This is a genomic window from Paenibacillus chartarius (genome assembly GCF_042432825.1).
Taxonomy (GTDB): domain Bacteria; phylum Bacillota; class Bacilli; order Paenibacillales; family NBRC-103111; genus Gordoniibacillus; species Gordoniibacillus chartarius.
This window is the reverse complement of the sequence record NZ_JBHLWN010000065.1, coordinates 1-23,608: the sequence shown is the minus strand read 5'-3', so window position 1 is coordinate 23,608 and position 23,608 is coordinate 1. Positions and strand designations below refer to the sequence as shown.

Here is a 23,608-nt window from a genome sequence, read left to right as displayed (position 1 = left end):
CGTTCACCTCCAATGCAAGGAAGAGATTCCTATCGAAGGCCCCCTTGCTCGTTCACACATCCACAAAACAACCGCAGCCGCCCCATTCCTCCGCTTCGGGAAGGAGTGGGCGGCTGCTTTTCTCGGTTTCTTCGCGCAGTTGCCGCAGCGTGAGCGGTACGGTTCTTCCACCCGCTGTGCGGCGCAAAATGGCGACATTTTTGTTCAAGTATCGCCGTAACAGTTCCTCCTGCTGTTCGTGATAGGCATAGCGATCGGGCATCGTCTTCAGCAGCAGTTTGAATTGGGCTTGACCGGCTTTGACGCAAAAGCCGCCGCAATTGTTGTGCGGGAATCCCATGCCGTACAGGCGCGGCGGACGAATGCCGGTTTGCTTGAGCCATGCCAGCATGTCCGGTTTCGTGAAATACGGTTCCTCGCACAACGGCGCGCGGATGTTCCATGGCGACCAATACGGCTTCGCCCGTTCATAGCGGTGCATTTCCGTCCAGTCCAGACCGAGATAGACGATCGTTTTACCGGGATCGCAGTTTTGTTCCAGCCAGCGAAAACATAAATTCCGCTTCAGAATCTTGGAGCAGGGATCGACGCGCGAATTGCCGATGTAACGTTCGTCCCGAAACACCTGCCAAGGCGTGCGTCCATCGGCCAAACGGATCAAACCGCCCCGATCTCTTGCGCCGATTCCTCGAGAAAGCGGTACAGATCTTCATCCTCCATCCGCGTATCTGCAAAAAGGAGCGCAAGCCGATCCGACCCAAATTGTTGAACGACCCGCTTCGCCACTGCCCAACTGCCGATGCCGCCCGAATACATGACAACATGCTGTATATGAACCACCTACCTTATGCCCGAAATGAAGACAAAAAAAGAAGGCACATTTCTGTACCTTCGCCATGATTACGATTAGAATCTCTTTATCTTAAATCCGGAGGCAGACCGATGCCGGGAAAGTTCATATCCCCGCGCCTGACAGCATCCTGTTCGGCTTTCCGCGCCCGTTCATAGGCGGGATGAGCTTCTTCCTTCTTCTTGCAATCCAAGCATAAGGTGTCCGTATTGAACATACTTGTGATACGGGCTTCCAATCGTTTTCCGCACCGGTCGCAATGCGTTTTTTGGAAAAAATCCATAGCCTTCTCCTTTCCCATTCCAATTAATTTTGTAAAACAACGGGTTCAGAAATCATATAGGGTCCTCGCGCCAGCTTGCTCTGTATCGCTGCCTTTCCACCTCCCAATCCACACGTTTCCCATCAATCTGTCGGACGGCTTGCTCTACAACGGAGCGAATCGCGATTGGCGGCGGGCTGTCCCATCCCTGATTGTAGTAGAGCTCACAATCCCGAATCCCGAACAGACCGGTTTTGCTCACATAAAATTGAACAATACGGCCCTCTGCAATTCCCTGCGCAGACGGATCATCCATCACCTGTGCATGAACGCAGTAACTGTTGATCTCGCCCTCGTAACACATACCTTTCCCCCACGAACAGGTCAAAACGATGGCCATTGACGAATCCCTCCTTCCATTGTTGACGATAGATAGAACGGCCTTTTATAACAGAAAAAATACCCGTCCATGGAACGGGCACAGCAATCATAGGGAGATCCATTCCGCTTAATGAGTCGGATCTGTTTTTCCGAACCTCTCATCAGCCGGAATCTGACTGATCAATTCATCCAGGCAGGCGTACATGTGGAAACCGTCCAAAAATCCCCGCACATACATCTCTTCTTTTTCGATGGACTCTTGAAGACCTACTTGATCCTCCCATTCGCCAAACCGGCCACGCTGTTCTTCGGAGAACGTTTTCTGGAGCTGCTCAAACAACTCGGAAGCCTTTTTCCATGCCACACTGTGCTTTGGATGTCTTTGCATGCGCTGTCCAAGTTCATCGATCCGTTTCCGAAAAGCCGCCGTCAACCATTGAGGCACACCATCCACACCCATCTCTCCTTCCTTGCAAGTATTGGTGTCGATCTTACCTCTGCTGCGCCCAGTGTGGCAAGTCGTTTTCCCGCCAGTCTCGGCTTCTTTTTTTAGCGCCGGGCCTCGAATGACCAATCGACGTTTTTCCCGTCAAAATGGCGCACCGTTTTCTCCACCACCGAACGGATCCGGCTGTCGTTCGGCAGCCCGCCGTCCCATCCCCGATCGTAATTGGCCAGATTTCGATGGAATCCTGCCGACCGGTCCGGATATACCGTCAGACGGCTGATCCGACCTTCGGCAATCCCGTATTTGGACGGCTCCGAAAATACTTGAGCCTGAACAAAATAACCGTCCACTTCCCCTTCGAACAATCGGCCCATGAACCATGGACCTTTTTCTTGAAATGACATGTTCATCCCTCCAAATGAAAAGGACACGAGCGTTTGTACCGATCATGCCCGGCTTAATCGTAAGGCTGATTTTCTTTGATCGTGCCGCATTTGTCGCACTTTACCGTGCATTTGCGCATGTAATTCAGCTTCTCGAGACCGCTCAGATGCTTCGGGTACTCTTCAACCCGGATCACATGAAAAAATCCACCGCAGGAACATTTGAACATGCCGCCCACCTCCTGATAGCTGTTAGAATGAATCCGGTTAAAACCGGAGCAGTTTTTGTTTGAATGCCTCCAACTCCCGAATCCTTTTCTTCTGATCGACCCAGGATGCGATATCTTTTCGATCCTCAATCATGACTAGCGCGCGCGCTTTGATTTCCATCTGCAGCCTGTTTTGTTCCATTTGCAAAGCAGCAAGAGCCAAAACGACGGAGACGTCGTTCATCGGATCCGGAAAGTCCTCGATGCACCGTTTCGTCACTTCCTCGATCGGCAGTCCTTGCCGGATATGCCGCCGAAAACGGTCCCGGATATCCAGTGCATCGTCATTATCGAAAATGCCGTAACCCCATGCGCCCATCTATCAATCACGCTCCTTGTTTGGATTCGTTATTCGATTCCGAGGCATCTGCCGATCGATACGCCGTTCATCATGCCGTATATGGCGTCGCTTCCGGCATTCGTGTAAAGGACCAAATGACCTTCCACCGTCGCCATGTACTGAGCGCCATTGGTGGTAAACGAGATGTTGGCCTCCGGGTACGCTTTTTTCACCTTCTGCTTGAACTCTTTGTACGTCATATCCATCTCCCTCGTTTAAGCAAACGCTCGCATCCTTTATCAAGGTTCCCATTTTGATCGTGACGGGTAGCGAAACGGAAGCCCTTCTTTGAGCGCCGTTGCGCCGTTTTTCTTCATAAAGTCCGAAAGATGGCTTTCATGAACCATATTCGTTGTTCCGCTTTGATCCCGAATATAGTAGATCGTCTCACCGAAGCCGTTCTCTTGTTTGCCTATCAGTTCCAATGACGGCATCTCTTCGCCCTCCTCCTGCAAACCGTATCCATAGCAGGCTGGCGGCTGGATCGGGCAAAAGCATCCGCCGCCGGATGGGATAACGTACATATCCATACCTCCGTAAATGCGAAAAGGACCCCGCTTTAAGGAATCCTTTTCGCTACGAGATTGATGAAGCTTCAAAGAATATCAATGCGTTCCGCCCGTGCCGAAGTCATCGTAGGAAGAAAGGTTCGCATGGTAAAATACGACATCGCCGTCCTTCAACTGGAACGTCACGCCGTAGGGGTCAGTGAAGCTGCGTTGAAACCCTTCCATCTGCCATTGGTTGTTAAGTGGCCCGTAGATATACTGCAAGTGCGGGTTGTTCAAGTCCCGATTGCGGATCGTTTCAAAGTTGAAGTTGACGATGATATACCCGTCCTTCAAGAAGATCGGCGAGTTGTCGTCCAGCCGATTCTTACGTCCGTACTCAGCCAGATTGAAGCCTTTCGGGACGACATATGGCGCGGCGGGAAGGCTGTATTCCCCGAACCACTTTTGCACCGAAGCGTTGGCGCGCGCCGCATCGACGCCGGACGGTACGTTTATACTGCCTATGAACGTCCGAAGTTGTGGCGGCAGGAGCATAATATCGAACCCGCCGACATAGATCGGCTTCTTGACGCTTTTCAGGTATTGGTCAATATACGATTGCTGTGTGCCCGGACTGCCGTTCAAACTCCATAACGAGCTTGCCGTATTGATCAACTCTTGCTGCGGCACATTTCGCAACCTCGTATCCAGCGTAATCAGTCGCCGCTCCACATCGTCGTTTGAGCCGATCCGGATAAATTTCTTACTTTCCGAATGGTAATAGAGATCGACCTCTTGCCGGTTCTGTCCCTTGCTGTCGACAAAATAGAAGGTTGGCGTGATGCGGATACCGTCGCCCGAGCCGAACATGTTCCCTTTCGTTTTGAGATCAAACTTGATGTGGTAGCCCGTCTTTACGGCCACGTTTTTCTTCCCGGCATCCGAATGGCTGCCCTGCCGGACCGGCAGCACAAATGGAGGCTGGTTGCCCCGTGTCGCGCCGTCGATTCCTTTCGTTCCCACCCAATAAGCATTTCCGGTTGGCGCGGCGCTTCCTTTATGCGTCCGGAACACGGTCTCCCAATTGTAGTCGGCAACGTCAGTGATGCGGAAATCATACAGGCGGCCGATGACTTCCACCGGAACGACCTGCGTGGCGACGTGATTGGCCACCTCGAGATTGGCGTTCATTTGGGTACCAAAGGAGGCTTGCGGGCTGTTTTCCGCAAAGGTGCGGAACAGCACGTCATAGTTGCCTTCATCGACCCATACCGGCAGGAAAAACGTCATTTGAGCTTGCCCGGCCGGAATCGACGTCCACGTTTGTTTCGGGATGAATCTCGACTTGTCGTCGCTGTATACGTCAAACGGAAACCAGACTTGCCTGTCTTTCGTGTACTTCGCATAATCCCGGTTGCCGTATCCTGGAATGTCCCGATGCTGGCCACCAGTTGGTACGGTGACGGTAAACGGTCGGTCCAGGATGAGCGCCGACCGCCCATTTGTCGGGGTCGTTTTCTGGTTGTGCGCTCTATCGTCCGAAACGGAGGCGTAGTTGACGACCGGCGTATGCACGGTGACGATATTGATGCCGTTAATCGGAAACGTTTGATTCGACCCGCCGTTAATCCCATTGACCAGAGAATAAGATATCGTGCCCGAGCCTGGCTGGTCGGCTTTGTTTACTTTGCCGGAATCGATCATGTAGCCTTTTCCGTACAGTACATCCTGCCCGATCGTCGGCGGAGCCGGAATTGTACCTGGCTCAGGAGCCTGCTCCTCCACCGTCCGGTTGTCCATCACCGTTGTTCCATTAAAGACAAGCGAATCGTTTTTCACTTTGATCTTGCCGATCGCCTTCTCGGCCTCGCTTTTCCAATCCTCGTTCGGAACGGAAGGCCGGCTGGAACCTCCGGAAATGGTCTGTCCGGAAAGTGTTACGTTCGAATAGACCGGATCGGAAATATGCTCCTCAAGCGAAGCGTCGTGGGATGCGGATACGCTGGGCGGCGTATAACCGTTCGGTTGCAACGTTATTTTCCCTGAAGGCAGCGCGTAGTTGGAAAAGTCAGCATTTTGAATGCCGTACACTTCAAGCTTGTTGATGAGCCAGTAGCTGTACTTGCGTTCAACCGTGTAGCTTTTGGTCACCGTCTGCGTGGCCGAGCGCGGGACATAAACCGTTCTCGAATTGCCTTCCCCATCCGAAACTGTATAGCTTTCTGTCCATGTCAGTGTATACGTTTTGCTCACTTGAATCGGATATTGCTTCGTACCGGATACTTGGGTAAACTCGTTCCGGTACAAATACGCCTTCGCAAGCGCGTTCACGTACAGGCTCTCGGAAGTTGGAATTCCTTTCAGCACATCGAACTTCTCAGCACCTCGCTGATCCGCTCTGATGACGCCCGTTGCGCTTGGGTCCATTATCTCGGTCTGCTGCGGCTCTCCCGAGGTTGGCGGCTCATTGCCCACCGTTTTTTTCACCGTATGCTTCGCCGTTGAATCGCCGCTTTGATTCAGCGAATCTTTAACGACAACCGTGATTTGCACGGTTACGCTGTCGCCGGAGGCAAACGGGATGCTGATGGGGATCGTTTTGCCGGCCTTTGTTCCGCTGAGTGCGCCGGTTCGATCGCTTGAGCGAACGAGCGTGGCATTCTGGATGTTCGTTATCTCGTAGGATTTCAAGGTTGCAGATGACTCCGCTTCAAATATAAAATCCCCTTCAACGTTGGTGACGGAAGGTTCCACCGTATCCGGAGCTTGAATTCGGGAGGTGACCGTCACCGGCGAGGGGATTTTATAAATGCCTACAAAGTTGGAACCGCCTGATCCGACGGTGATGGACCGCTCCCTCAGTTTCGGATCGCTCTTTTCCTGAACAAACAGCTCCTTGGTCGGGTCGGAATTGTTCATAATATACGAGCGGATGATCTCGTACTTGTTTCCTTTGTAATCGAGCGTAGCCGGGAAGGTGTAGGTAGCCTCTTCACCTGTTTTCTTCGGCTCCAGTTCCTCGTCCTGCCTCAGCTTCTCTCCTTTGTCCGTGAGAAACATTGCCTTCACAGGATTGCTTTCGCTGTACTCGGCAATCGCATCGGTTCCGCCTAAATGGACGGTGAAACTGCGGGTTCTTACCTTCGGGTTCGTTTCCGGATTTTCCTGCAGCCAATCTTTCTTTGACGGATCCTGTTTGGGCGACAAGTACGAGCGGACAATGCTGTACGTTTTTCCGTTGTTTTCGATGGTCGCCGGAAACTCGTGATTGATCGTTTCCCCAACCTTGTAATTGCCCTTCAGAAACTTGACCTCCGGCTTGTTGATGACCTTGCCGTCCTCGGTTTTGGCTATCGCGTTTACCGGAAAATCTGCGCTGCGATATGGTACATGGAGGCCAAAGTAATCATCCAGATCGTCAGGATGCGCCCACGGCTCAGCACGCTTGATTTCTTGCAAGGTATAGAATGGTCCTTTTCGCACCGAGCCGTCGCCGTTTACCGAAACCATGATGGCATAAAGATATAAATCGTCATTGTCCTTGATATCACCCATTCCCGCCTGCCACATTCCGTTAGTTACAAGATCTTCACTTACTTCATAAAACGTGGTTAATGGCGCCCCAGGAATAGGAGGATTCGGATCTTGTCCTACTTGTCGAACTTGTTGATCTAAAAAAGAAGCATGCTTCCCGATTCTTGGATCTCCGCATTGCTTTGGCATTGTATTCGTACATAATTGATCTCTGCGCACCGTCCATCCTACTGTTCTATAACGAATTGATGATGTGGCGGCTGTGCTGGTTATTGAAAAATTGATCATTCCATCTCTTGTCCATATCTCTGGCGCAGATGCTTTGACTTGATCCGTGAAAAGTATCGGCAATAAAAAAGTGCATGCCAGAAGCACGCACAGTAATCGTTTATATGCTGTTTTTACAAACATTTCTATTCCACCTTCTTAATGATGTGGTTATAGAATAAGCTCGCACTCGGGGCTACCTTTAATGTACTACCCCAATCTCCGCCTACATTCGTTCCCATTTTTATGTCTGTGTACCCTTCATACCACACATTTTTATCAAAAACTATATCTTTAGGAAACCATGTATCATAAAGCAACTCTTTACTTTCCTTATAAGACATAAATTTAATGAGAAATCTTGAACGAATGTAGTCTACTCCCAAGCCATCGTTAAATATCATGGATGGTTCGGGGTCAAGATATCCTTCAATTTGAATCTGATTTTCCTTTACCCATTCCACATACCGCCGGATGTATTTCAACTCCGCATCGGAGTTTTGCATTTTTGTCGCGAAGATCGCTTTCGCCCATTCATCATCGATGGTTTTGTAGTCCACATTAAGCCACAATGCTCCGAACGTTTTCAATCGTCCCATCCAAATATCTACATTCTCCTTGTTATACTCTGGAATCGTTTCATACAGAACGGCCGATACTTTGCTTCGTTCTGGATTGGAATACGGATAGCCCATCTCATACATCTCATTAGGAACATCCGCCAATATATACGGATAATCCTTCGCATTCTTTGGCAGATCGGTGGTACGGATCAGACGTCCCCATTGGTCGTATTTCGCTTCGACATCCTCAACTGTCGAGATCAATACGGTCGAAGTGGCGTCGTCCCATTCCACTTTCGCGCCTAACACTTCACTGACAAAACGTAAAGGGACAAACGTTCTGCCGCCTCTCAAGATCGCCTTCGTGTCAAAGGTCACCTCTTCGCCATTGACGATCGCTTTGTTTTCGCCAATCGTCAGCCGGATTTGCCGATCGCCCCGCTCAATCGGAACCGTCATCGTATCCGATTCCCAGCCCACTTTGGCATTCATCTTTTCAGCAATAAAGCGGACCGGTACGAGTGTCCGGCTGTTTTCATCGATAAACGCCTGCGCATCGGGAAACCAGATCTTTTCCCCATCCATAACGACGCTGACAAACGCCGGCGCTTTTGCCGCCGCACTGGAGATGCCGGCCGGCAGGCCAAACAACATCATCAGCGCCAGACTCGCGCCTACCCATTTTTTCACGTTCGCCTCACTCCTTTTTTCGATAAAAATTGAGAATATCAGGAAGAATTCGACGTTGTGTTTCCATCATATAATCCCTGCGCGAACCTGTCCACTCCTGAATAAAGAGTTCCGGCTCAAGGATGGTTGACGCATGCAAGCGGCATATATCCCTTTTGCGCTGCCGCCTTCTCGCTAGCAAACGTCTCTTCCACTGGGTAGGAGTAACCGCAGGCGCTTCGGTAATAGACCTTTCTCCCGTCTTTCATCGCCCCAAAGATGACAGGCTTTTTCAACACCCGGCTGCCGCCCAAAGCATAGTTGTTGTACGTTTTACTTCCCATCGGAATGCCCTGGACGAACGCCATAACACCGATGTCACCCACCGTGTTCTTCCATTCCTCTGCGCTGATCGTCGGCAGCGTAAACGTATAGGACACGCCGTACCGTGAAACGTGCTGGTTATGCCGGTTAATCCGGTATGCCAATTCATTCTGGATGGCGTTAACGATCGTGCTGCGCCGCACCTGTTCGAATAACTCCGCATCACGAAGCAAAGGAATCGCGGTCGCAGATTGGAGTTCCGGGCGGAAGCCCTCCCGCCATGTCCGGCTGCTTGCTTCATACGCTATGACGTAATCGTCGAGTGTAAAGGACAAGCTGTTCCCTTGCGCATCGGCATAGGCGTACGGCTTCTTCGGGCCCCACACAGGGCGTATTTCCGTTTCGCCGGCCGCATTTCGCAACTCTTCCTCGGCATACACCCAGAACCCGTCATAGCCGATGACGATCACCGCCGGAATGTAGCGCATAAGCACGCCTTGCGCAACCGGATCTTCCTCAATGCCAAAATTTATATACAATGTCCGGTAAAATGTGTCGATCGCTTCGTCCTTGTTCACCCTCACTCGTTTCACCGAATCATAACGAGCTTCCTGCTGTTGGCTCGCATTGTTCAAGAGCGCCCTCGCCGCATCGTCGACCGCCGCATCGAGCGCGGCGTCGTAGCGCATTTCTGTAATCATCATCCTGCGCTGCGTCTCGGTATCGATCCGGTTGATCACATAGAACGGAAGCAGAATCAGCACGCCGACAATCGCCCAATTAATCATCTTCATTGCGTACCACGCCTCCGTAGGGAATGAAGATTTTTTCATTCGGGCTGCTGGCGTTGTTCAAAAAATCGTGCAAGATCGTGCCGTTCGTCCGGTTCGTGTTTTTCACTACGACATAAAACGTATCCCCGACATGCAGTTTATAGCGGCGCGCCGGATCGTCCTTGCCCGCCGCGCTGTTTGGAAACAGCACCGGCAAGATTTGCGCGTTGTAAAACATGTCATAGTGAACGGCGTACTTCCCCTGGAACGTCTCTGGACGAGTCGGATCGGCGTATACCGGAACGTAACGCTTTTGCCCGTGCTCCATCCGCACGTCGAATGTGTTGCCGGTCGCATGGATCGCCTGCAGGAAGTCGTTATACATCGTCGGTGAAATGTATCCCTTGTCCCTGACTGCATCGACAAACGTAGTCGTTGCCCGCAGCGCCACGAGTTCGGAAACGTCATCCTGCTGGTCGAACGCGGAGGATATCGGGAAAACGTACAGGAGCAGGATGGCAATGAGAATGGCAAACACCTTGGAAATGCTGTCCATCACGCACCCCCTCGCGATGCAAAAACGACTCGCTGCAACCGGCCATCCGGACCCCGTTCATAAGAAGGAACATAGCGGCTGCTTAGCCGGATCGCCGATGCCGCGATGTCCTCCCGTTCCATCGAAGGGGAATACCGGACGCCATCCACCACGATCTCCGCTCCGATGTCGCCGATCTGGCCGACCGATTGCAGCACTTCCGCACCGGACACGGTTCCGTCTCCGGCAACCGGGGAAAGTGTCGGGTTTATGCCGCGATCTTGCGCTTTTCCTGCGATATAGGCGGTATCCAAATGTGCTGCGCCGCTTTGAAACAACAGCAACCCGGCTGTCGCGGCCGCCACAAACACGAGACAAGCAAAGCTCATGTCGATCATCGTGCGCACGGAATGGTTCATCTGCTTGTCCTCCTTTCATTACAGCGAGCCCGCCTGCACTTTATGTGTGACAAGCGGGCTGCTGAGAAATCTTTTTAACTCAGAAGCTTACTGCTGGCGGAACACAATGCCCCGAATGACGTTGCTCTTGTCTTTCACAAGCTGCGCCTTAAACTTGCCGCTCGGATTCACATAGTTGACGTTCGCTTCATCCATCGTATGATCGAGCCGGCCAGTTCCCGGACCGACCACCGAGCCGTACGTAATGCTGTCCATCGGAACGCCTGTATTGATCACCTTGCCGTACCATTGACCCGCCGGATTTTTCCCCGTTACGATTTGAATGCCGAATTGATCCTGATCGCTGAACTTGCGCAGCGCGTTGACAACCTGGCTTCCGGAAACGAGCGTATTGTCGTACACCGTAAACGCCGTTTGCGACAGTTCCGTTTGAATGTTGCTGAAATTGCTTTGCGCCGCCTTGGTCGAGTCCTGGGCCGAGATAAACAATACAACCGCCAGTGTAATGAGGGCGATGGCGAGGAAAATGCCTGCGGCCATCACCAGCGCTTTTTGTGCGTTGGACATGGATCATTCTCTCCTTTAAATAAGATATTTTGGTACAAAAAAGCCTTCCAATGGAAAGGCTCACAGTGTTGTTGTTATTGAATTCGCTGAATTTGCTCGTAGTACACGGACATTTGCGACAAGCTCACATAAACCAGCGGGAAGACGAGATATCCGAAAATGAGGGACATCATCGGTGCGAAGCCGATCATTTTCCCCCAGCCCGCTTTCGTTTCGATCAGCCGTTCATAGTCCTGCTTGCGCTGCTCCTGGGCAAAAGCTTGTTCGGATTCCAAATCGTCGAACGCTTGACGGATCGGAATCTTCTCGACCGCGAGCTGCAGTTTCTCCACCGTGCGGACAAACGGCAGAAACGGCGCTTCTTCCTTCAATGCCTCCAGCGCCTGCTCCGCGCCGTGCTCGTAGTGAAGCAGGCAATGCTGAATCGGCGCTTTGAAAATATGCGCAAACCGCTCCATCCACTCCAGCACGTGCTCGACCGACATGCGTTCCATTTCAGACAGCATGGCGGTCACCGAGAGAAGTTGGTCAACTTCGTGCTTCATCTCCATTTGCCGCATCCGCCGCCGGAACAACAAAACGCCGACCGGAGCATAATAGCCGCCCCATCCGCTGAGTAAAGCCAGCATCACCTCCCACCATTTCAAATATTCGCTGTTTACCGCGTCCATTTTTTTCAGGATGCGTTTCACCGCGTCCCGGAGCTCCTCTTCATCTCGCGCAATCCGCGGATCTTTCAGCAGTTCGGCCATCACCGCTTCCGAAAGTCTGGTTTTCACCTCCTTCACATCCGCCATGATCCGCCGATCGAGCGCCGCCGCTTCCCGTCCTTGCGCTTCTTCCTGCGGCGACAGGCGGCCGAACATCGTTTCCGGCTTGACCGGCGCGTACAGAAACTGGTGTTTCGTCACCGCATGAAGCGTGACAAACAATCCGAGCGCAAGCACAAACGCGAGAATGCAAGCCGACGCACGCTGCAGAACAAGCCACTCCAAACGGAGCGGCGAATTCGTTTCTTTCAGCAGCATGTCGCTGCGGGCGGCTTCCCGCGTCCCGGATTCGGGCATGATCCGATCGATGACCCTGCGTACCCACGGATGATTGTAGGCCATCTGCTCCCATGGCTTGCGCCGTCCGGGCCGGTGTCCGCCGTCCAACTCCCGCATACTGCGCAGCAGCACGTACGAAACAAGAATGACCAGCAGGATGGCCATTTTCGTCATCAAGCCGAACTTGCCGGCATAAAAATCGTCCATCGCTGGGAAGTAGTTGCGCGCCCAGCTTTCGATCGGCTTCGTGAACAAAATCGGGATCAGGGCAATCGCGGACAGTCCTTGCAGCAAGAAACTGAGCTTCTCCCGCCGCAAAATGTCCAGGTTCAATTCGGTCGCAAGTTTCCCAAGCGCCTTCAAGTAGAGCGAATCGTTCTGGAGTTTCTTGTCGCCGTACTCTTTCACCAGATGCGAAATGCCGGCCAGTCCCTTGAGAAATCGGTTCGGCGCCGCCTCATAATACTGCTCGAGTTTTTCTTCCGGATGGCTGGCCGTGAGAACAGCACACACTTCCTGCCCGTGCAGCGCCATTTCATGGGGCGCCGCTTCCGCCGCGTCGTAGATCGCTTCCTCCACCATCCCGTGCCGGTGGTAATGATGCCGCACATCAGACAAAAACAAGCGAAGCTGGCGGAGAAGACGGTTCTCCAATCGGTGAACGAACACATCCGCGATCATCCCGTGCAGCGCCCAAATGCCGATGGCCATCATAAAAAACGTCATCGGGTCGCGGACAAGCAGGATGAGCGGAATCGCGGCAGCGGCCAGGATACCCCATGCCGAAAGCGCGATCTTGATCGTCTCGAGCCGCAGCTTCCATTCGTCATACGGCGCAAGCAGAGACAGCCGCTTGCGAATCGCGTTCAGATAAGCGCGAAGCGGCGGAATCCGTTCGACTTTCACATACATACGCTGCAAGACGCTGTACACGGCATGCTTGTTCGTCGGTTTGCCTGGGAGCCGCAATTCTTCATATTCCCGGATCGAACCCGCGCCTGTATTTTCACGGGACAGCCGCTTGAACAGCAGGACGGCGGCAAGGAAAAATACCACGGCGCCGCCAAGGACGAGTGACAACAGCGTTTTAAGCTCCATCCCGCACACCCCAATTCTTTGAAAGGAACGCTTCGAATGCCGCGCGGTCCGCACCCGACATGTGTTCGCGCATCTCTCTCACATTTCGTTCAGAGATCGGATGAACTGCCACATATCTTCCGTCCCGGAATTCGACCACATTTCGCGCTTCGTACAGCTTCCGGTCGGTGGTGCGCCGGAAATATTCTGCAGCCGTCTCCATAAACGCGGCCATCTTGTCCTCCAGTTTTTCGCACTGCCGGTATTGGGCAGGATAATCCAACTCTTCATCAAGAGGGACACACTCGGTGATTCGTTCAATGTAGCGGTGTCCGTTGATGTCCCGTTTCAGATGGATATCGAAATTGACGACGCTGATCACCTGCTGCTCGGCCACCTTTTCATTCGTGAACACACCGGTTTTCAAGAGCGAGTTTCGCAGCGAAAACACCAGATCGCGGAACGTCTTGGCATGGTGGGTAAAGAGCGTGAACAATGAAGCGACCTGCGCCATCTGGATCATCCACGCCGCGACCGGATCGGTCGCCACCTCTCCGAGAATGTTTACGGTGCCGTCCGTCTTTTTCTGGATGTCGAGTCCGTCCTGGCCGGAAATGGTCTCGGTTTCGCGGAAGCTGAGAATATTGCGGTCCTTGTAAATTTTCCGCAAATGCAGTTCGAAGCTCATCTCCTGCACCCGGATCGTAAACGTGGCGGATATGAACTTGACCATCGCCATGAGAAGCGTCGTTTTCCCGCTTCCTTGTGCGCCGGTGATCGCGGTGATTCGGGCGCCCTTGACGAGATAGGCGATCAAGCCGATCGGAAGCCGGGCGTTTTCATCCCGGATGAGCTGTTCCAACATTGCGCTTTGCACATCGAATTTGCGCACAAAAAACGCCCACGATTCCGAGAACCGGGGGCGCAGCACGACGACGCGGGAGCCGTCGGCCATCTCGTTTACTTTGAAGCCGTTCGCTTCCGACAATTGACCGGGATAGTTGTGCTTGTAGATATTCTGACAGACGCGTTTCAGTTCTTGCTCCGAGCTGAAGGAAAGGAAGCTTAAGTGAATGGATTTCCCTCTGTAGAAAATCCATACACTGTCGTGGGACTTCGGCACTTCCCGCAGCAACTCGTCGGCTTGAAATTCCCATTCTCCCTCCCATACGGAAGACGGCAAGCCGGAAACACCGCCCGACACGCCGTCGATGTTCATGTCGCGGATATCATCGACGACGCTGAAGCCTTTGTATGCTTGGTAAATGCGCTGTACGACAATTTGCAGCTTGTCCTCGAAATGCAGCCGCCGCGCTTCCTCTTTATAGATGTCGTGGATGTCCTCGGCGGTAATCCGGTACGATTCGATTTGCCCGTCCTCAATGCCGAGCTTGGGCCGGTCCAGCTCGTACCTCCGGATCAGTTCGCTGAGCGCATCGTTGCGGTACCGTTTCTTGTACAGGTGCAGCAAAATCTCGAACTGGTCCTGCGGCGAAAGCTCGTACGGATCGTCGAAAGGGATAAGCCGGTTGATGTTCGTATCATCCAGTTTATAGTTCTGAACAAGCAAATCCGCCAAATACTGCTTGACGTACGCCTTGTCCCGCAAATCTCCGGACGTGCAGCCGCGCAGCGCCTTCTTTAGTTCCATCCGCTTGTTTTTCCGGCGGCGGAACTCCTCTTCAGACAAGCCGAGGTCGTACAGATTGCTGCTCGTCAGGTCGTGCAACGATTTTTTGACGTACGCGATCATCGCCTCGATCGTATAGACGCGCTCCTCCGGCGGCTTCTCGATCCTGCGTCCGCTCATGCGGAAGTAAATAAGAGTAGCCGCGAGCAAAAGAAGAACGAAGATAAGCAGCCCATTCAATAGACCGAGCATCCGCTACACCCCTTCCCGCCGAAAAACGGCTTGTTTAATCCAGCCTGTTCCATGATCGCTAGGGCAAGAGATCGCACACACTGCATGAAAAAATGGTGCTCATGATCGCGCGGAACGCTGCGGTTGCGAAACAAAAAGTCGATCGCCCGGCTTTCCTGCGAGGCGTCCATGAACCCTGCCTGATGCGGAATTGGGTAGATCGGGACGCTCGCCTTATGCTTCCGCGCAATATTTCGGGCGGTATGACCGGAGCGTCGGTCGTATTGTCCCAAAACAAGCAGCTGCTTTTTGTCCTCTAACAGGTCCTCCCGGTACTGAAAAAACCGCTCCAATACGAAGCGGTTTTGGTTGAGGCTGATGACAACCAGATCGGCTTTGTGCAAGAGCGCCTGCGTCCAACCGGAGCCGGCGCCGCTGCCGCCGTCGATCAGCGTCAGGTCGTAATATCTGTTGGCTGACTCGAGCAAAGGATCCAATACGTCCTTTACGCCAAGAATAAACGCTTTGTCCGCTTTATTCGAACCGGGCAGCAGGTCCAGCCGGTCCTTCAGCAGCGGCAAGGTGTAGTCCCGGATCATCTCCGGCGACAGCTTGCGGTTTTGCGCAAGCCGCATCAACGCATCGATTCCGGAGTCCGAGGCAGACGCAAGCTCCTCTTCGCCCAACGATCGTTTAAGAAACGCCTGTTCGATCGGCAAGCGGCGGCTTTGCAAATGGCCGAAGAGCAGGATTCGGGAAGAATATTCAAGACCCAGCAGCGCGGCGGCGGCGATCAGGTTTGTCGTGTTGCCCGTTTGCCCCGGAACCGGACTCCAGAAAACGACATTACGTCCCACGGCGATCCCTCCTCGCCCGCTTCCATGCGGTTTTGACGGTCCGCCTGTCCCAATCGAACAGCGTCCTCGCCATGGATAACACGGTTCGGACGTACGAACCGGACAGCTTTTTCACTTGGATGCGGCTATGATGCTGGTTATCGATCATGGCCGACACGTCCCGGTCATCGAGCGGGATGCGGAATACCGGCTCCTGCCATTGAGCGGCATCCGGCATATAAAGAAAGTCGAAATACCCCTCGGTCATCGTGGACTCAACAAACGGATACACCAGCTTGAAAAACGGCAGCAGCTTCGCGGCGGACTGCGCCAAACCAAGCCGCCGCATCAACTCCGCGTTTTTCTTGAGCGCCAGTTTCTCGAAGCTGCCGCACCAGACGCGATGCGCAAACGAGGACAGTTCTCTGCCTTGGACAAATTCGGTATGGTCCGTATCGAGCAGCATGACATCGTATTGCGGCCATTTGCCCTCCGTCTGCTTCAGATAGCGGTCCAACTGATGGAATGTAATAAACCCTCCGGCGACATCCATTCCTTCAAACTCGGTGATGAACGCGGCGGGACGCTCCTCCGAGTCGGGGAGGTACGCCTGCACCGACTGCGCGAACGTCGAATCGACAAGCAGCACCCGCTGCCCGGCAGTTGCCAGCAGCTTGCCCAACATCAGAAGCAAGTGACTTTTATCCGGCGCGCCGAAAAAAACGATTTGTTTCATGTCTGCCTCCTTTCCTTATGAGCCGCCCGCATTCGATTGACTAAACACATCTTCGAGCCGGTCTGTCTTGGACGGCACACTCACGGCGTCGGATTTCCCGTTAGAAGCCGGGATAGAGGTACCTTTTGCCGCATCAGGAGAAGGCGTAGCTTGGGCCGGCTCGGAAGGTGCGGGCGTACTCGTCTGCCCCGAAGAAGGTTCCGGTTTTGTTTGTTCCGCCGGAATGGTTTGTGCGCCGACTGGCGTTTGAGCCTGCTGCTGAATGCTTTGCTGCCGGAACGCATTGTTTTGCTGTGTCGTGACGCGCTCGTTTTGCAGTTGCTGCTGTACGCTGACGTTGCCGCTCACAACCCGCATTTTGTCCGTATCGCTCATCGCTTTCAGATTGCTGTCCAGTACGGTTCGAAGCTGGCGGGCAAGCACGGTTTTCGCTTCTTCGAGCAGGTTCGGATCGCGTTCAATCAAGTCAAGCACTTTCGGATTGGACGGATAGTTGGCAATGGCGGCTTCCTGAATTCCCGGATCGACATAGGTAAGGGCGTACAGTCTGGCTCCTTGCAAATAGGCATCGATGATGGCGCTTGATGCCCGCAAGATTTCAGCTTCATTCATGTCGTACCAAACGATCGTGCCGGATAGTTCCCGGACTTTCTTTTTCGCTAGCACAATGAAGTCCTCGCCGGTCGGGAAATTGATCCGCACATCGACGAACTGCCCCTTTTGCAGATTCGACGGGAGTTGGATCACATTAAATTCCTGAATCCGTAGATCCTTCGGAAGCGGTTTATCTTCAAACAACATCAAGGCTAGGATCGGGGTGTTCGGCTGCAATTCGATTTTGGTGATTTTGCCTACCGCCGCGCCCAGCTCCTTCAAATTCCCGGATGGAACGAGGGAGGTTGGCACCTCTACCATCTTCACATCCCCCTCCTGAATGGTTGTTCCGGAAGGGATGTTCCGGCTCGCCGCCAACACTCTCGTCTTCGCGGCTTGCTCCACCGTCTCCCGTTCCTTGATCTTCGTCTCATATTCGATTTGCAGTTGTTTCTCGAAGCTCGTTTGTTTCGCCTGAAAAACCAACACAAGTCCAAACGCAATCAAGAGCAACACCAACCCTCCGGCGATGGAGGCGATGATGACCCGTTTTTGCTGCCTGCTGTTCATGGTCAATCCTTCTCCTTTCTGTTATCGAGCAGCGAGTTACCGTTTTTCATGAAACCAGTACGCGCGCGTGTACAAATTGACGCCTTTGCGTGCCGGCATGCCGATCGTCGCTTGTCCATCGCCATTCCATCCCTGCTCATTCGCGGTCCGGACCGCCAAACGATCCGCGTCGCCTTTGTAGATCTCCTCCTGCGTTCCCTCGATGAAAACGTACAAGCCGCCTGCGGCATTGATGGGGTGGGCCACCTTCGCTTCGAGCACTTTCATAAGTTCACTGTCCCTCCGATCATGTTTCAAGTTTTACGTCCTTAGCAAACGCCTAAGCAGGTTCCGCTTGCCGCCCGGACGTTCCGGTTCCACACCCAGCCAGCGATCCGCAAGCTGTTTCACCCGCAAACGGTACGGACTGCAAGACGAGCTTGCGATAATCTCTCCGCTTCGAACCGCTTTGCCGACCGTAGGGTCTTCCGGCAACTCCAGCATCTCCGGCCAAGGAAGCTCGTCTCGCCATACTTCCTTCGGCGCCGGTTCCGAAAGCCGGTTCCAGATGGTGTACAGTTCCGGTGTTGGCCGAAGGCTGCTGAACAGCGGCTTCATTCGCGCAAGGCTCTCCATACTGGCCGGTTCTTCGGTGGTCATCAGGAATAACTGTTCGGCATGCTCCAATGCCAGCTTGATCAGGCTGTCGAAATGGACAGGCGTATCGATCAGGACGATGTCCGTCTCTTCTTTTAAAAAGCGCAAAATGGCAATGAGTTGTTCCCGCTCCATTCGGAACGTTCCCGGCTGCAGCGGCGAAGCGACAATGGAAAAGCCCATCTTCGTCTGCAGAAGACAGGCCCGGCTCGCTTTCGGATCGTCAATCCGGCGTGCGAGATCGACGATGGTCTTATTCGGTCGGATGTGCAGCATCGAAGCGACAGTACCGTGCATCAGGTCCAGATCAAGGACGCATACCCTCCGCTCTTCCTTTGAAAGCAGCGCGGCCAGGTGCAACAGAAATGTCGTTTTGCCTGCGCCACCCTTGGCCCCATAAACCGCCGCAACCGCAGGAAGGTCCCGTCTTCTCCGGGGCGAGGGAAGCGGCGGAGACTGTCGCATACGTTGTGCCGCCAAATCATCCGGCCACCCCTCTGTTTCCTCATCCGTTGTAAAGGATCGTGCCTTCACCGGATTGTTTCCCGGTTCTCGTTCCTCGACTTCCGGAAGTGCCGTCTTTGCCGGCATGTAGTCTTGAAAGAGAGGCTCTAACGAAGCCATCGTGCGATGTTCATGATTCTCAGAAACGCTCTCGACAGATGAACGCTCCGTCAATCTTTGCCGCACTGCCTCTGCCTTTCGTTGTGAAAGTACTTTTCCTGCATCCAGAGGATTGAACGGTTTGAGATCCGATGCTGCGACTGATGCCTCCGGCTCTATTCGCTTTTCATGAAGCAGACCTTCCTGTTTCGGCTCTTTCACTTCCGACAACATGAGCGTTCTTCCATACTGCGGAAACGCTGTCTGGTCATCCGATGCTTCCTGATCGGACGGATCGCTTTCTTTCACCCGCAGAAATCTGGCGAAGACCTGATCTGTTTCCTCCTCTGGCGACACCGTTCCGGTTGCGCCGAGCGATGCAAGCTCATCCTCTGTAAACATCTCATCGCTCTCCGTCAGCAACACGACAGGAATCCCGTGCCCCTCCAGCAACCGGACGTAGTCCTTCCATCTTCCGACCGTCGTATCGATGACGATAAAATCCGTTTCCCCGGAGATCCGATCCGGATCATGTACAGATTTAACGTCGTACCCCGATTGTTTTAGCCGCTCGATCCATGCCTTCGTCCGCTGGCTATGATTGTGACGAAACAACACCAATTGCAACAAGATCACCTCCAATCCGGCGAACTGTTTTCATTCATCGTACAAGATGGATCAACCGCAATTTATTCACAGGCATGTGGATAAAGTTTGTGGATATTGGGGGTCAAAAACGAAACTTCCTTTACGAATCGGCCTCGAATCCGGCAAATACGCCTTCTGCATACGTTTTCGGGTGATCGCGAATCCACTGGGCCGCTTCGGGATACCCAAGCTTGTCCGCCCAATGAACGACTCCCGGACGATCCAGCATATTGACTGCCCCCAACCGGCGTACCGCCTCCAATCCTTCCAACACCTTTTTCGGTACCTTCACCATCGGCTAACCGCTCCTCCCTTCGATTTTTCGTCCGTTGTAGTACACATCCAGCTTGACGCGTTCCGCCACATAAAATGCAAACTTTTCCGCATCCCGGTACGTATCCCGCACATCCATTTCCTGTATCGACCCGCCGTGTTCCAGCACAACGGCAAACTTCTCGCCTTTCGGCTCTATGCGTACCTGATCGCTCATCCGGCGTTCATCCTTTCTTACAATCGGCTTATAATCTCCCGCGCCGTCTCGGCGTCGATGACGCAAGTGTACCGGAGGTAATCATACCCTTCCGGCGAACCGGCCAGGAGACGCTGCCGATCCGTAAACACAAGAAGCGGCTCCCGGCAATGCTGGCGGATCAAGTCGTCCGATTCCAGTTGCGCGATATCATCCAGCCGCTGCGCGGATACAACAAAAACCGGCGCATTGGAAACCGTTTCGTGTTTTCCGTTCCGACTCGTTTCATAGTCCGGGATAAACGGATGCTTCCGGTAGCGGCGATATACGCGGATATCCATTCTCATCGCTCTTCCCTCGTTCCGCTGTTTGAAAGTTCATAGTTGCGAATCAGCAGTTCCTTCGCTGGATGCCGCCCTTTCGTCTGCTTGGCGATCGAGTATCGCGTTTCCACGCCTTCGATCACAAACGGCGCGTACCATTCCCGGATCGTCGGATGGTCGTTGATGCTGAGCAAAAACTTACCCTTGATCTCGCCTAACAGTTCGCGCAGTTTCCGGTGATCCGCTTCGTTAAACTTGTACAGGTAACCGGAAAGCCCGAGATACGGCGGGTCGCAATAAAAAAAGCTATCCGGCGAATCGTATCGCGGGATAACTTCCTCGAACGAACGGTTTTCGATATACACTCCAACCAGCCGCTCATGCGCCACCTTGAACTTTTCCTTGACCTTGCTCAGGTCGTAGGCCGGCTTGCTTCGCGTATAACCCCAGTCGTCGCAGTCGTTGTACTTGCCGCCGAAATGGGAGTACACGCGGTAATAAAAATCGTAGGCGCGGGTGACCGGATCGCGCTCCTCGTTTCGCCGGTTCAAAATGCGCACGAATTCGTCGCGGGCATACAGCGCCCATTCAAACCTTTTAGCAAGCGCCTCCCAATCTTCCTGAATGACACGAAAAAAGTTGACCAATTCGGAATTGATATCCGCAAACACTTCCACTTTCGACCGTTCTTTTCCGAACAACACCCAGCCTCCGCCGCCGAACACCTCGGCATACAGGACATGCGGCGGAAACCTTCGGATAATGTCCTCGCGAAGCCGCGACTTGCCGCCTTGCCAGCGAATCGGACTTTTCAGCAATGGCGATCCTCTCCTTCATTTTTGATAGATGACACGACCAACTCCGCTCCGAGCATTGCCAACTGCGGAATCGAATGTCCGCCAACATAAATCTCCCGTTCGGGCACGCCAAGCAACCGGGCATATACCAGAGCATGACCAACCGCTTCTTGCACGTTCGCCCGACTGCCCAAAACGTACAGGTCCTTTCCCGGCGCCACACCAATCACGCAAACCGCACCCCGAATTTCTTTGACGTACAGTTGCAGTTGCCGCACATTCACCACCTCTGATCGATTTGAATCCGCCCATCCCTTCTTCTTTGCTTACATCAGCGAAAACAATCGCCAGTAGTTTTTCAGTTCATCCAAATCGCCGCAGTGCCACTTGCTTTTCCCTTGCACGGTCTCGAACTGCCACTGCCATTGGTTCGGCTTGTCGCGGCGGACATGAACGGTGACGAGAAGGCCGTCACGCTTGTCTTTCGTATGCAGTTGCACAATGTTCAAACTGACCGGCATCGTTTCGATAAACAATAAAAACTGGCTCACCGGCATTCTCCTCTCTTGAGCGCCTTGGCGATTTGGCACGCCAACGCATACGCCAGCTTGGGCGGCACCGCATTTCCGACCTGCCGGTACTGTGCGCTCAAGCTGCCGTAAAACACAAACGAGTCCGGGAAGGACTGTATACGGGCGCACTCCCGCACCGTAAACCGCCGGGGCCGGGCCACCTCCGGATGATAGTGCGCTCCGGCGTAAAACCCGGCATTCGCCGTGATCGTCGGATTCGGCTTTTGCCAGGATCCGACTTTTTGGCGTCCCTTCAGTCCACGTACCCGCGTTGGCATCGCCGCTTGTAACGCATCGAGCGGGATGACCCCGTTCGCGTCCGCTTGCGAAACGAGCTTCAAAATGTGAGCCGGGTCCGACGGTACCGGTCCATGGTTCGGATGCAACCCCGCCGAACGGCTGTGCGCGGTAATCGTGAAAGAAGGATCGTCCCACCCAGCAGCGCGGTTCTCCTGATCGAAGCGGCTCTTCTGTCGAACATTGTCGAACAAATGCCCCGCATGATTGGGCGGACAACCGGGATGGGCAAGATCGACATCCTTGGCTAAATGGGCGGTAACCGTTTTGCACGGCCGTTCCCAATCCTGCACCTTGCAGTCGAACATTGCCACGCCTTTCCCGGCATTTTTCAATCGATTCTCCATCGATATCGGATGAGGATTGGACAGTGTATGGTTCATCATCGCCGTGCCGTTTTCCAGCGGATCGGGCAAGTCGCCAATCGCATCGCGCAGCACCGGACGCTTTGGATCCGGAGGCGGCCACTCAAAAGCCACGTCCAGATCGGTCCGAAACCCGATAATAATTACGCGTTCCCTCGTTTGAGCCACGCCGTAATCCCAAGCGTTCAGCAAAAGCCATTCCAGCCTGTAGCCTGCCGCCGTGAACAGTTCGAAAATCGCATCAAAATGAATGCGCTGCTTTTTGCTGAGCAGTCCCTTCACGTTTTCCATCAAGAAGAAGGCAGGTTGTACTTCCCGAAGCAGCCTCGCGTATTCATACGGAAGCCGGTTGCGGACATCGTCCGGATCGTGGTTTCCTGCCAAGGAGAACCCCTGACACGGCGGCCCGCCGATGATGCCAAGCACCGCCATGCTTCCCGCCAACTCCCGGAGCTTGTCCCCCGTCAGGCGGGCGACGTCTTCCTTGATCGCTCTCGCCTGCGGGTGGTTGCGTTCAAACGTAAGCAATGCGGACGCATCCACATCGACTCCGAGACGAATGTCAAAGCCCGCTTGCGCAAAACCGCAGGACAGCCCGCCCGCGCCGCAAAACAAATCGATACAAGGACCCCATAAATGAATGCAAATCACCTCCCGAAACGGCAAAAAAGGAATATGGGCATAAAAAAACGGCCATCCCGCAAACCGGACAGCCGTCATCTGTTTTGTATGAAAAATCAATACTCCCGGGGAAACAGCGCCGTCATGACCAGCGAATGGCCGTAATCGTCCGTTTTGACCCATACCTTCTCCGGCAGCGACATTTGCAGTTCGTCCAGCCTTTTGCCGTCTCCGTCGCCGATCGCCACGCGGCCTCCTCGCGGTTCAAACACGAGAAAATCATGCTTCGGCAAAAACGACTCCGCTTTCCGAAAAAACAGGTCCACCACAGCCGGGGGCAGATTCAAATGTTGCACGCCGCGCGTCATCACTTTTTGAACGGATTTTCCCATGGTACGTTTCCTCCTTTGTTTTGAAGTAAGCCTCTCGGAATAAAAATTCCCGCATCGGCTCTGGCCTTTCGGCCAGGGTCTTGTTTT

Annotated in this window: 30 protein-coding genes; all 30 read right to left on the bottom strand. The window is 53.5% G+C overall.

Annotation, left to right across the window (positions count from 1 at the left end; all coding sequences use genetic code 11):
- Positions 1-52 precede the first annotated feature (52 nt).
- A complete protein-coding gene (locus tag ACFFK0_RS15765; RefSeq protein ID WP_377471217.1) occupies positions 53-652 on the bottom strand; it encodes a hypothetical protein in 600 nt (199 codons plus the stop codon).
- A 5-nt stretch (positions 653-657) separates the two neighbouring features.
- Positions 658-840, bottom strand: a complete 183-nt coding sequence (locus tag ACFFK0_RS15760; RefSeq protein WP_377471216.1) for an adenine nucleotide alpha hydrolase family protein — start codon at positions 838-840, stop codon at positions 658-660.
- 345 nt (positions 841-1,185) lie between these two features.
- Positions 1,186-1,512: a DUF7678 domain-containing protein gene (locus tag ACFFK0_RS15755; protein WP_377471215.1), complete on the bottom strand. Its 327-nt coding sequence runs from the start codon at positions 1,510-1,512 to the stop codon at positions 1,186-1,188.
- A gap of 108 nt (positions 1,513-1,620) precedes the next feature.
- Complete coding sequence (locus tag ACFFK0_RS15750; RefSeq protein WP_377471214.1) at positions 1,621-1,947, bottom strand: DUF6809 family protein; 327 nt, start codon at positions 1,945-1,947, stop codon at positions 1,621-1,623.
- A 95-nt stretch (positions 1,948-2,042) separates the two neighbouring features.
- Positions 2,043-2,345 (bottom strand): DUF7678 domain-containing protein, encoded by a 303-nt coding sequence (locus tag ACFFK0_RS15745; RefSeq protein ID WP_377471213.1) that lies wholly within the window; start codon positions 2,343-2,345, stop codon positions 2,043-2,045.
- Positions 2,346-2,398: 53 nt separating this feature from the next.
- Entirely contained in the window at positions 2,399-2,554 is a 156-nt protein-coding gene (locus tag ACFFK0_RS15740; protein WP_377471212.1) for a hypothetical protein, read from the bottom strand.
- 37 nt (positions 2,555-2,591) lie between these two features.
- Positions 2,592-2,912, bottom strand: a complete 321-nt coding sequence (locus ACFFK0_RS15735; RefSeq protein WP_377471211.1) for a DUF4259 domain-containing protein — start codon at positions 2,910-2,912, stop codon at positions 2,592-2,594.
- Between the two features lie 29 nt (positions 2,913-2,941).
- The gene (locus ACFFK0_RS15730) at positions 2,942-3,133 is read right to left on the bottom strand and encodes a hypothetical protein (protein ID WP_377471210.1); all 192 of its coding nucleotides are present in this window, start codon (positions 3,131-3,133) and stop codon (positions 2,942-2,944) included.
- A gap of 39 nt (positions 3,134-3,172) precedes the next feature.
- Positions 3,173-3,367, bottom strand: coding sequence for a hypothetical protein (locus ACFFK0_RS15725; protein ID WP_377471209.1), 195 nt, complete (start codon positions 3,365-3,367; stop codon positions 3,173-3,175).
- A 171-nt stretch (positions 3,368-3,538) separates the two neighbouring features.
- A complete protein-coding gene (locus tag ACFFK0_RS15720) occupies positions 3,539-6,979 on the bottom strand; it encodes a DUF5704 domain-containing protein (RefSeq protein WP_377471208.1) in 3,441 nt (1,146 codons plus the stop codon).
- A gap of 392 nt (positions 6,980-7,371) precedes the next feature.
- The gene (locus tag ACFFK0_RS15715; protein WP_377471206.1) at positions 7,372-8,478 is read right to left on the bottom strand and encodes a copper amine oxidase N-terminal domain-containing protein; all 1,107 of its coding nucleotides are present in this window, start codon (positions 8,476-8,478) and stop codon (positions 7,372-7,374) included.
- Between the two features lie 116 nt (positions 8,479-8,594).
- Entirely contained in the window at positions 8,595-9,575 is a 981-nt protein-coding gene (locus ACFFK0_RS15710; RefSeq protein ID WP_377471205.1) for a hypothetical protein, read from the bottom strand.
- A complete protein-coding gene (locus ACFFK0_RS15705; RefSeq protein ID WP_377471204.1) occupies positions 9,562-10,110 on the bottom strand; it encodes a hypothetical protein in 549 nt (182 codons plus the stop codon). Before ACFFK0_RS15705 ends, ACFFK0_RS15710 begins: the two co-directional genes overlap by 14 nt.
- Positions 10,110-10,508, bottom strand: coding sequence for a hypothetical protein (locus ACFFK0_RS15700; protein WP_377471203.1), 399 nt, complete (start codon positions 10,506-10,508; stop codon positions 10,110-10,112). Before ACFFK0_RS15700 ends, ACFFK0_RS15705 begins: the two co-directional genes overlap by 1 nt.
- A gap of 87 nt (positions 10,509-10,595) precedes the next feature.
- Positions 10,596-11,075: an ABC transporter permease gene (locus tag ACFFK0_RS15695; protein WP_377471202.1), complete on the bottom strand. Its 480-nt coding sequence runs from the start codon at positions 11,073-11,075 to the stop codon at positions 10,596-10,598.
- A 74-nt stretch (positions 11,076-11,149) separates the two neighbouring features.
- Positions 11,150-13,222: a hypothetical protein gene (locus ACFFK0_RS15690; RefSeq protein ID WP_377471200.1), complete on the bottom strand. Its 2,073-nt coding sequence runs from the start codon at positions 13,220-13,222 to the stop codon at positions 11,150-11,152.
- On the bottom strand, positions 13,212-15,083 hold the full coding sequence (locus ACFFK0_RS15685) for an ATPase, T2SS/T4P/T4SS family (RefSeq protein ID WP_377471199.1): 1,872 nt from the start codon (positions 15,081-15,083) through the stop codon (positions 13,212-13,214). The genes ACFFK0_RS15690 and ACFFK0_RS15685 overlap by 11 nt, the downstream gene beginning before the upstream one ends.
- Positions 15,068-15,919, bottom strand: coding sequence for a hypothetical protein (locus ACFFK0_RS15680; RefSeq protein WP_377471198.1), 852 nt, complete (start codon positions 15,917-15,919; stop codon positions 15,068-15,070). Before ACFFK0_RS15680 ends, ACFFK0_RS15685 begins: the two co-directional genes overlap by 16 nt.
- The gene (locus tag ACFFK0_RS15675) at positions 15,909-16,634 is read right to left on the bottom strand and encodes a hypothetical protein (protein WP_377471196.1); all 726 of its coding nucleotides are present in this window, start codon (positions 16,632-16,634) and stop codon (positions 15,909-15,911) included. The genes ACFFK0_RS15680 and ACFFK0_RS15675 overlap by 11 nt, the downstream gene beginning before the upstream one ends.
- Positions 16,635-16,649: 15 nt before the next feature.
- Entirely contained in the window at positions 16,650-17,798 is a 1,149-nt protein-coding gene (locus ACFFK0_RS15670) for an SAF domain-containing protein (RefSeq protein WP_377471195.1), read from the bottom strand.
- 36 nt (positions 17,799-17,834) lie between these two features.
- On the bottom strand, positions 17,835-18,065 hold the full coding sequence (locus ACFFK0_RS15665; RefSeq protein ID WP_377471194.1) for a hypothetical protein: 231 nt from the start codon (positions 18,063-18,065) through the stop codon (positions 17,835-17,837).
- Positions 18,066-18,098: 33 nt separating this feature from the next.
- A complete protein-coding gene (locus ACFFK0_RS15660) occupies positions 18,099-19,667 on the bottom strand; it encodes a CpaE/TadZ family protein (protein ID WP_377471193.1) in 1,569 nt (522 codons plus the stop codon).
- A gap of 118 nt (positions 19,668-19,785) precedes the next feature.
- Entirely contained in the window at positions 19,786-19,980 is a 195-nt protein-coding gene (locus ACFFK0_RS15655) for a DUF5049 domain-containing protein (protein WP_377471191.1), read from the bottom strand.
- Between the two features lie 3 nt (positions 19,981-19,983).
- On the bottom strand, positions 19,984-20,175 hold the full coding sequence (locus ACFFK0_RS15650; RefSeq protein ID WP_377471190.1) for a hypothetical protein: 192 nt from the start codon (positions 20,173-20,175) through the stop codon (positions 19,984-19,986).
- Positions 20,176-20,192: 17 nt separating this feature from the next.
- Complete coding sequence (locus tag ACFFK0_RS15645; RefSeq protein WP_377471189.1) at positions 20,193-20,501, bottom strand: hypothetical protein; 309 nt, start codon at positions 20,499-20,501, stop codon at positions 20,193-20,195.
- Positions 20,498-21,295, bottom strand: coding sequence for a DNA adenine methylase (locus ACFFK0_RS15640; protein WP_377471188.1), 798 nt, complete (start codon positions 21,293-21,295; stop codon positions 20,498-20,500). The genes ACFFK0_RS15645 and ACFFK0_RS15640 overlap by 4 nt, the downstream gene beginning before the upstream one ends.
- On the bottom strand, positions 21,289-21,552 hold the full coding sequence (locus ACFFK0_RS15635; RefSeq protein ID WP_377471187.1) for a hypothetical protein: 264 nt from the start codon (positions 21,550-21,552) through the stop codon (positions 21,289-21,291). The genes ACFFK0_RS15640 and ACFFK0_RS15635 overlap by 7 nt, the downstream gene beginning before the upstream one ends.
- A 48-nt stretch (positions 21,553-21,600) precedes the next feature.
- Positions 21,601-21,825 carry a hypothetical protein gene (locus tag ACFFK0_RS15630; RefSeq protein WP_377471186.1) on the bottom strand — a complete coding sequence of 75 codons (225 nt, stop codon included), beginning with the start codon at positions 21,823-21,825 and terminating at the stop codon, positions 21,601-21,603.
- Positions 21,822-23,123 (bottom strand): DNA cytosine methyltransferase, encoded by a 1,302-nt coding sequence (locus ACFFK0_RS15625; RefSeq protein ID WP_377471185.1) that lies wholly within the window; start codon positions 23,121-23,123, stop codon positions 21,822-21,824. The genes ACFFK0_RS15630 and ACFFK0_RS15625 overlap by 4 nt, the downstream gene beginning before the upstream one ends.
- Before the next feature lie 122 nt (positions 23,124-23,245).
- The gene (locus tag ACFFK0_RS15620; RefSeq protein WP_377471184.1) at positions 23,246-23,521 is read right to left on the bottom strand and encodes a hypothetical protein; all 276 of its coding nucleotides are present in this window, start codon (positions 23,519-23,521) and stop codon (positions 23,246-23,248) included.
- Between the last annotated feature and the right edge of the window lie 87 nt (positions 23,522-23,608).

What these genes read in the sequence shown, in the direction of transcription:
- ACFFK0_RS15755 (WP_377471215.1), bottom strand. Translation starts at nt 1,512, where the DNA reads ATGGCCATCGTTTTGACCTGTTCGTGGGGGAAAGGTATGTGTTACGAG.
- ACFFK0_RS15745 (WP_377471213.1), bottom strand. Translation starts at nt 2,345, where the DNA reads ATGTCATTTCAAGAAAAAGGTCCATGGTTCATGGGCCGATTGTTCGAA.
- ACFFK0_RS15740 (WP_377471212.1), bottom strand. Translation starts at nt 2,554, where the DNA reads ATGTTCAAATGTTCCTGCGGTGGATTTTTTCATGTGATCCGGGTTGAA.
- ACFFK0_RS15735 (WP_377471211.1), bottom strand. Translation starts at nt 2,912, where the DNA reads ATGGGCGCATGGGGTTACGGCATTTTCGATAATGACGATGCACTGGAT.
- ACFFK0_RS15730 (WP_377471210.1), bottom strand. Translation starts at nt 3,133, where the DNA reads ATGACGTACAAAGAGTTCAAGCAGAAGGTGAAAAAAGCGTACCCGGAG.
- ACFFK0_RS15725 (WP_377471209.1), bottom strand. Translation starts at nt 3,367, where the DNA reads ATGCCGTCATTGGAACTGATAGGCAAACAAGAGAACGGCTTCGGTGAG.
- ACFFK0_RS15720 (WP_377471208.1), bottom strand. Translation starts at nt 6,979, where the DNA reads ATGGGTGATATCAAGGACAATGACGATTTATATCTTTATGCCATCATG.
- ACFFK0_RS15710 (WP_377471205.1), bottom strand. Translation starts at nt 9,575, where the DNA reads ATGAAGATGATTAATTGGGCGATTGTCGGCGTGCTGATTCTGCTTCCG.
- ACFFK0_RS15705 (WP_377471204.1), bottom strand. Translation starts at nt 10,110, where the DNA reads ATGGACAGCATTTCCAAGGTGTTTGCCATTCTCATTGCCATCCTGCTC.
- ACFFK0_RS15700 (WP_377471203.1), bottom strand. Translation starts at nt 10,508, where the DNA reads ATGAACCATTCCGTGCGCACGATGATCGACATGAGCTTTGCTTGTCTC.
- ACFFK0_RS15695 (WP_377471202.1), bottom strand. Translation starts at nt 11,075, where the DNA reads ATGTCCAACGCACAAAAAGCGCTGGTGATGGCCGCAGGCATTTTCCTC.
- ACFFK0_RS15690 (WP_377471200.1), bottom strand. Translation starts at nt 13,222, where the DNA reads ATGGAGCTTAAAACGCTGTTGTCACTCGTCCTTGGCGGCGCCGTGGTA.
- ACFFK0_RS15685 (WP_377471199.1), bottom strand. Translation starts at nt 15,083, where the DNA reads ATGCTCGGTCTATTGAATGGGCTGCTTATCTTCGTTCTTCTTTTGCTC.
- ACFFK0_RS15675 (WP_377471196.1), bottom strand. Translation starts at nt 16,634, where the DNA reads ATGAAACAAATCGTTTTTTTCGGCGCGCCGGATAAAAGTCACTTGCTT.
- ACFFK0_RS15670 (WP_377471195.1), bottom strand. Translation starts at nt 17,798, where the DNA reads ATGAACAGCAGGCAGCAAAAACGGGTCATCATCGCCTCCATCGCCGGA.
- ACFFK0_RS15665 (WP_377471194.1), bottom strand. Translation starts at nt 18,065, where the DNA reads ATGAAAGTGCTCGAAGCGAAGGTGGCCCACCCCATCAATGCCGCAGGC.
- ACFFK0_RS15655 (WP_377471191.1), bottom strand. Translation starts at nt 19,980, where the DNA reads ATGGTGAAGGTACCGAAAAAGGTGTTGGAAGGATTGGAGGCGGTACGC.
- ACFFK0_RS15650 (WP_377471190.1), bottom strand. Translation starts at nt 20,175, where the DNA reads ATGAGCGATCAGGTACGCATAGAGCCGAAAGGCGAGAAGTTTGCCGTT.
- ACFFK0_RS15645 (WP_377471189.1), bottom strand. Translation starts at nt 20,501, where the DNA reads ATGAGAATGGATATCCGCGTATATCGCCGCTACCGGAAGCATCCGTTT.
- ACFFK0_RS15620 (WP_377471184.1), bottom strand. Translation starts at nt 23,521, where the DNA reads ATGGGAAAATCCGTTCAAAAAGTGATGACGCGCGGCGTGCAACATTTG.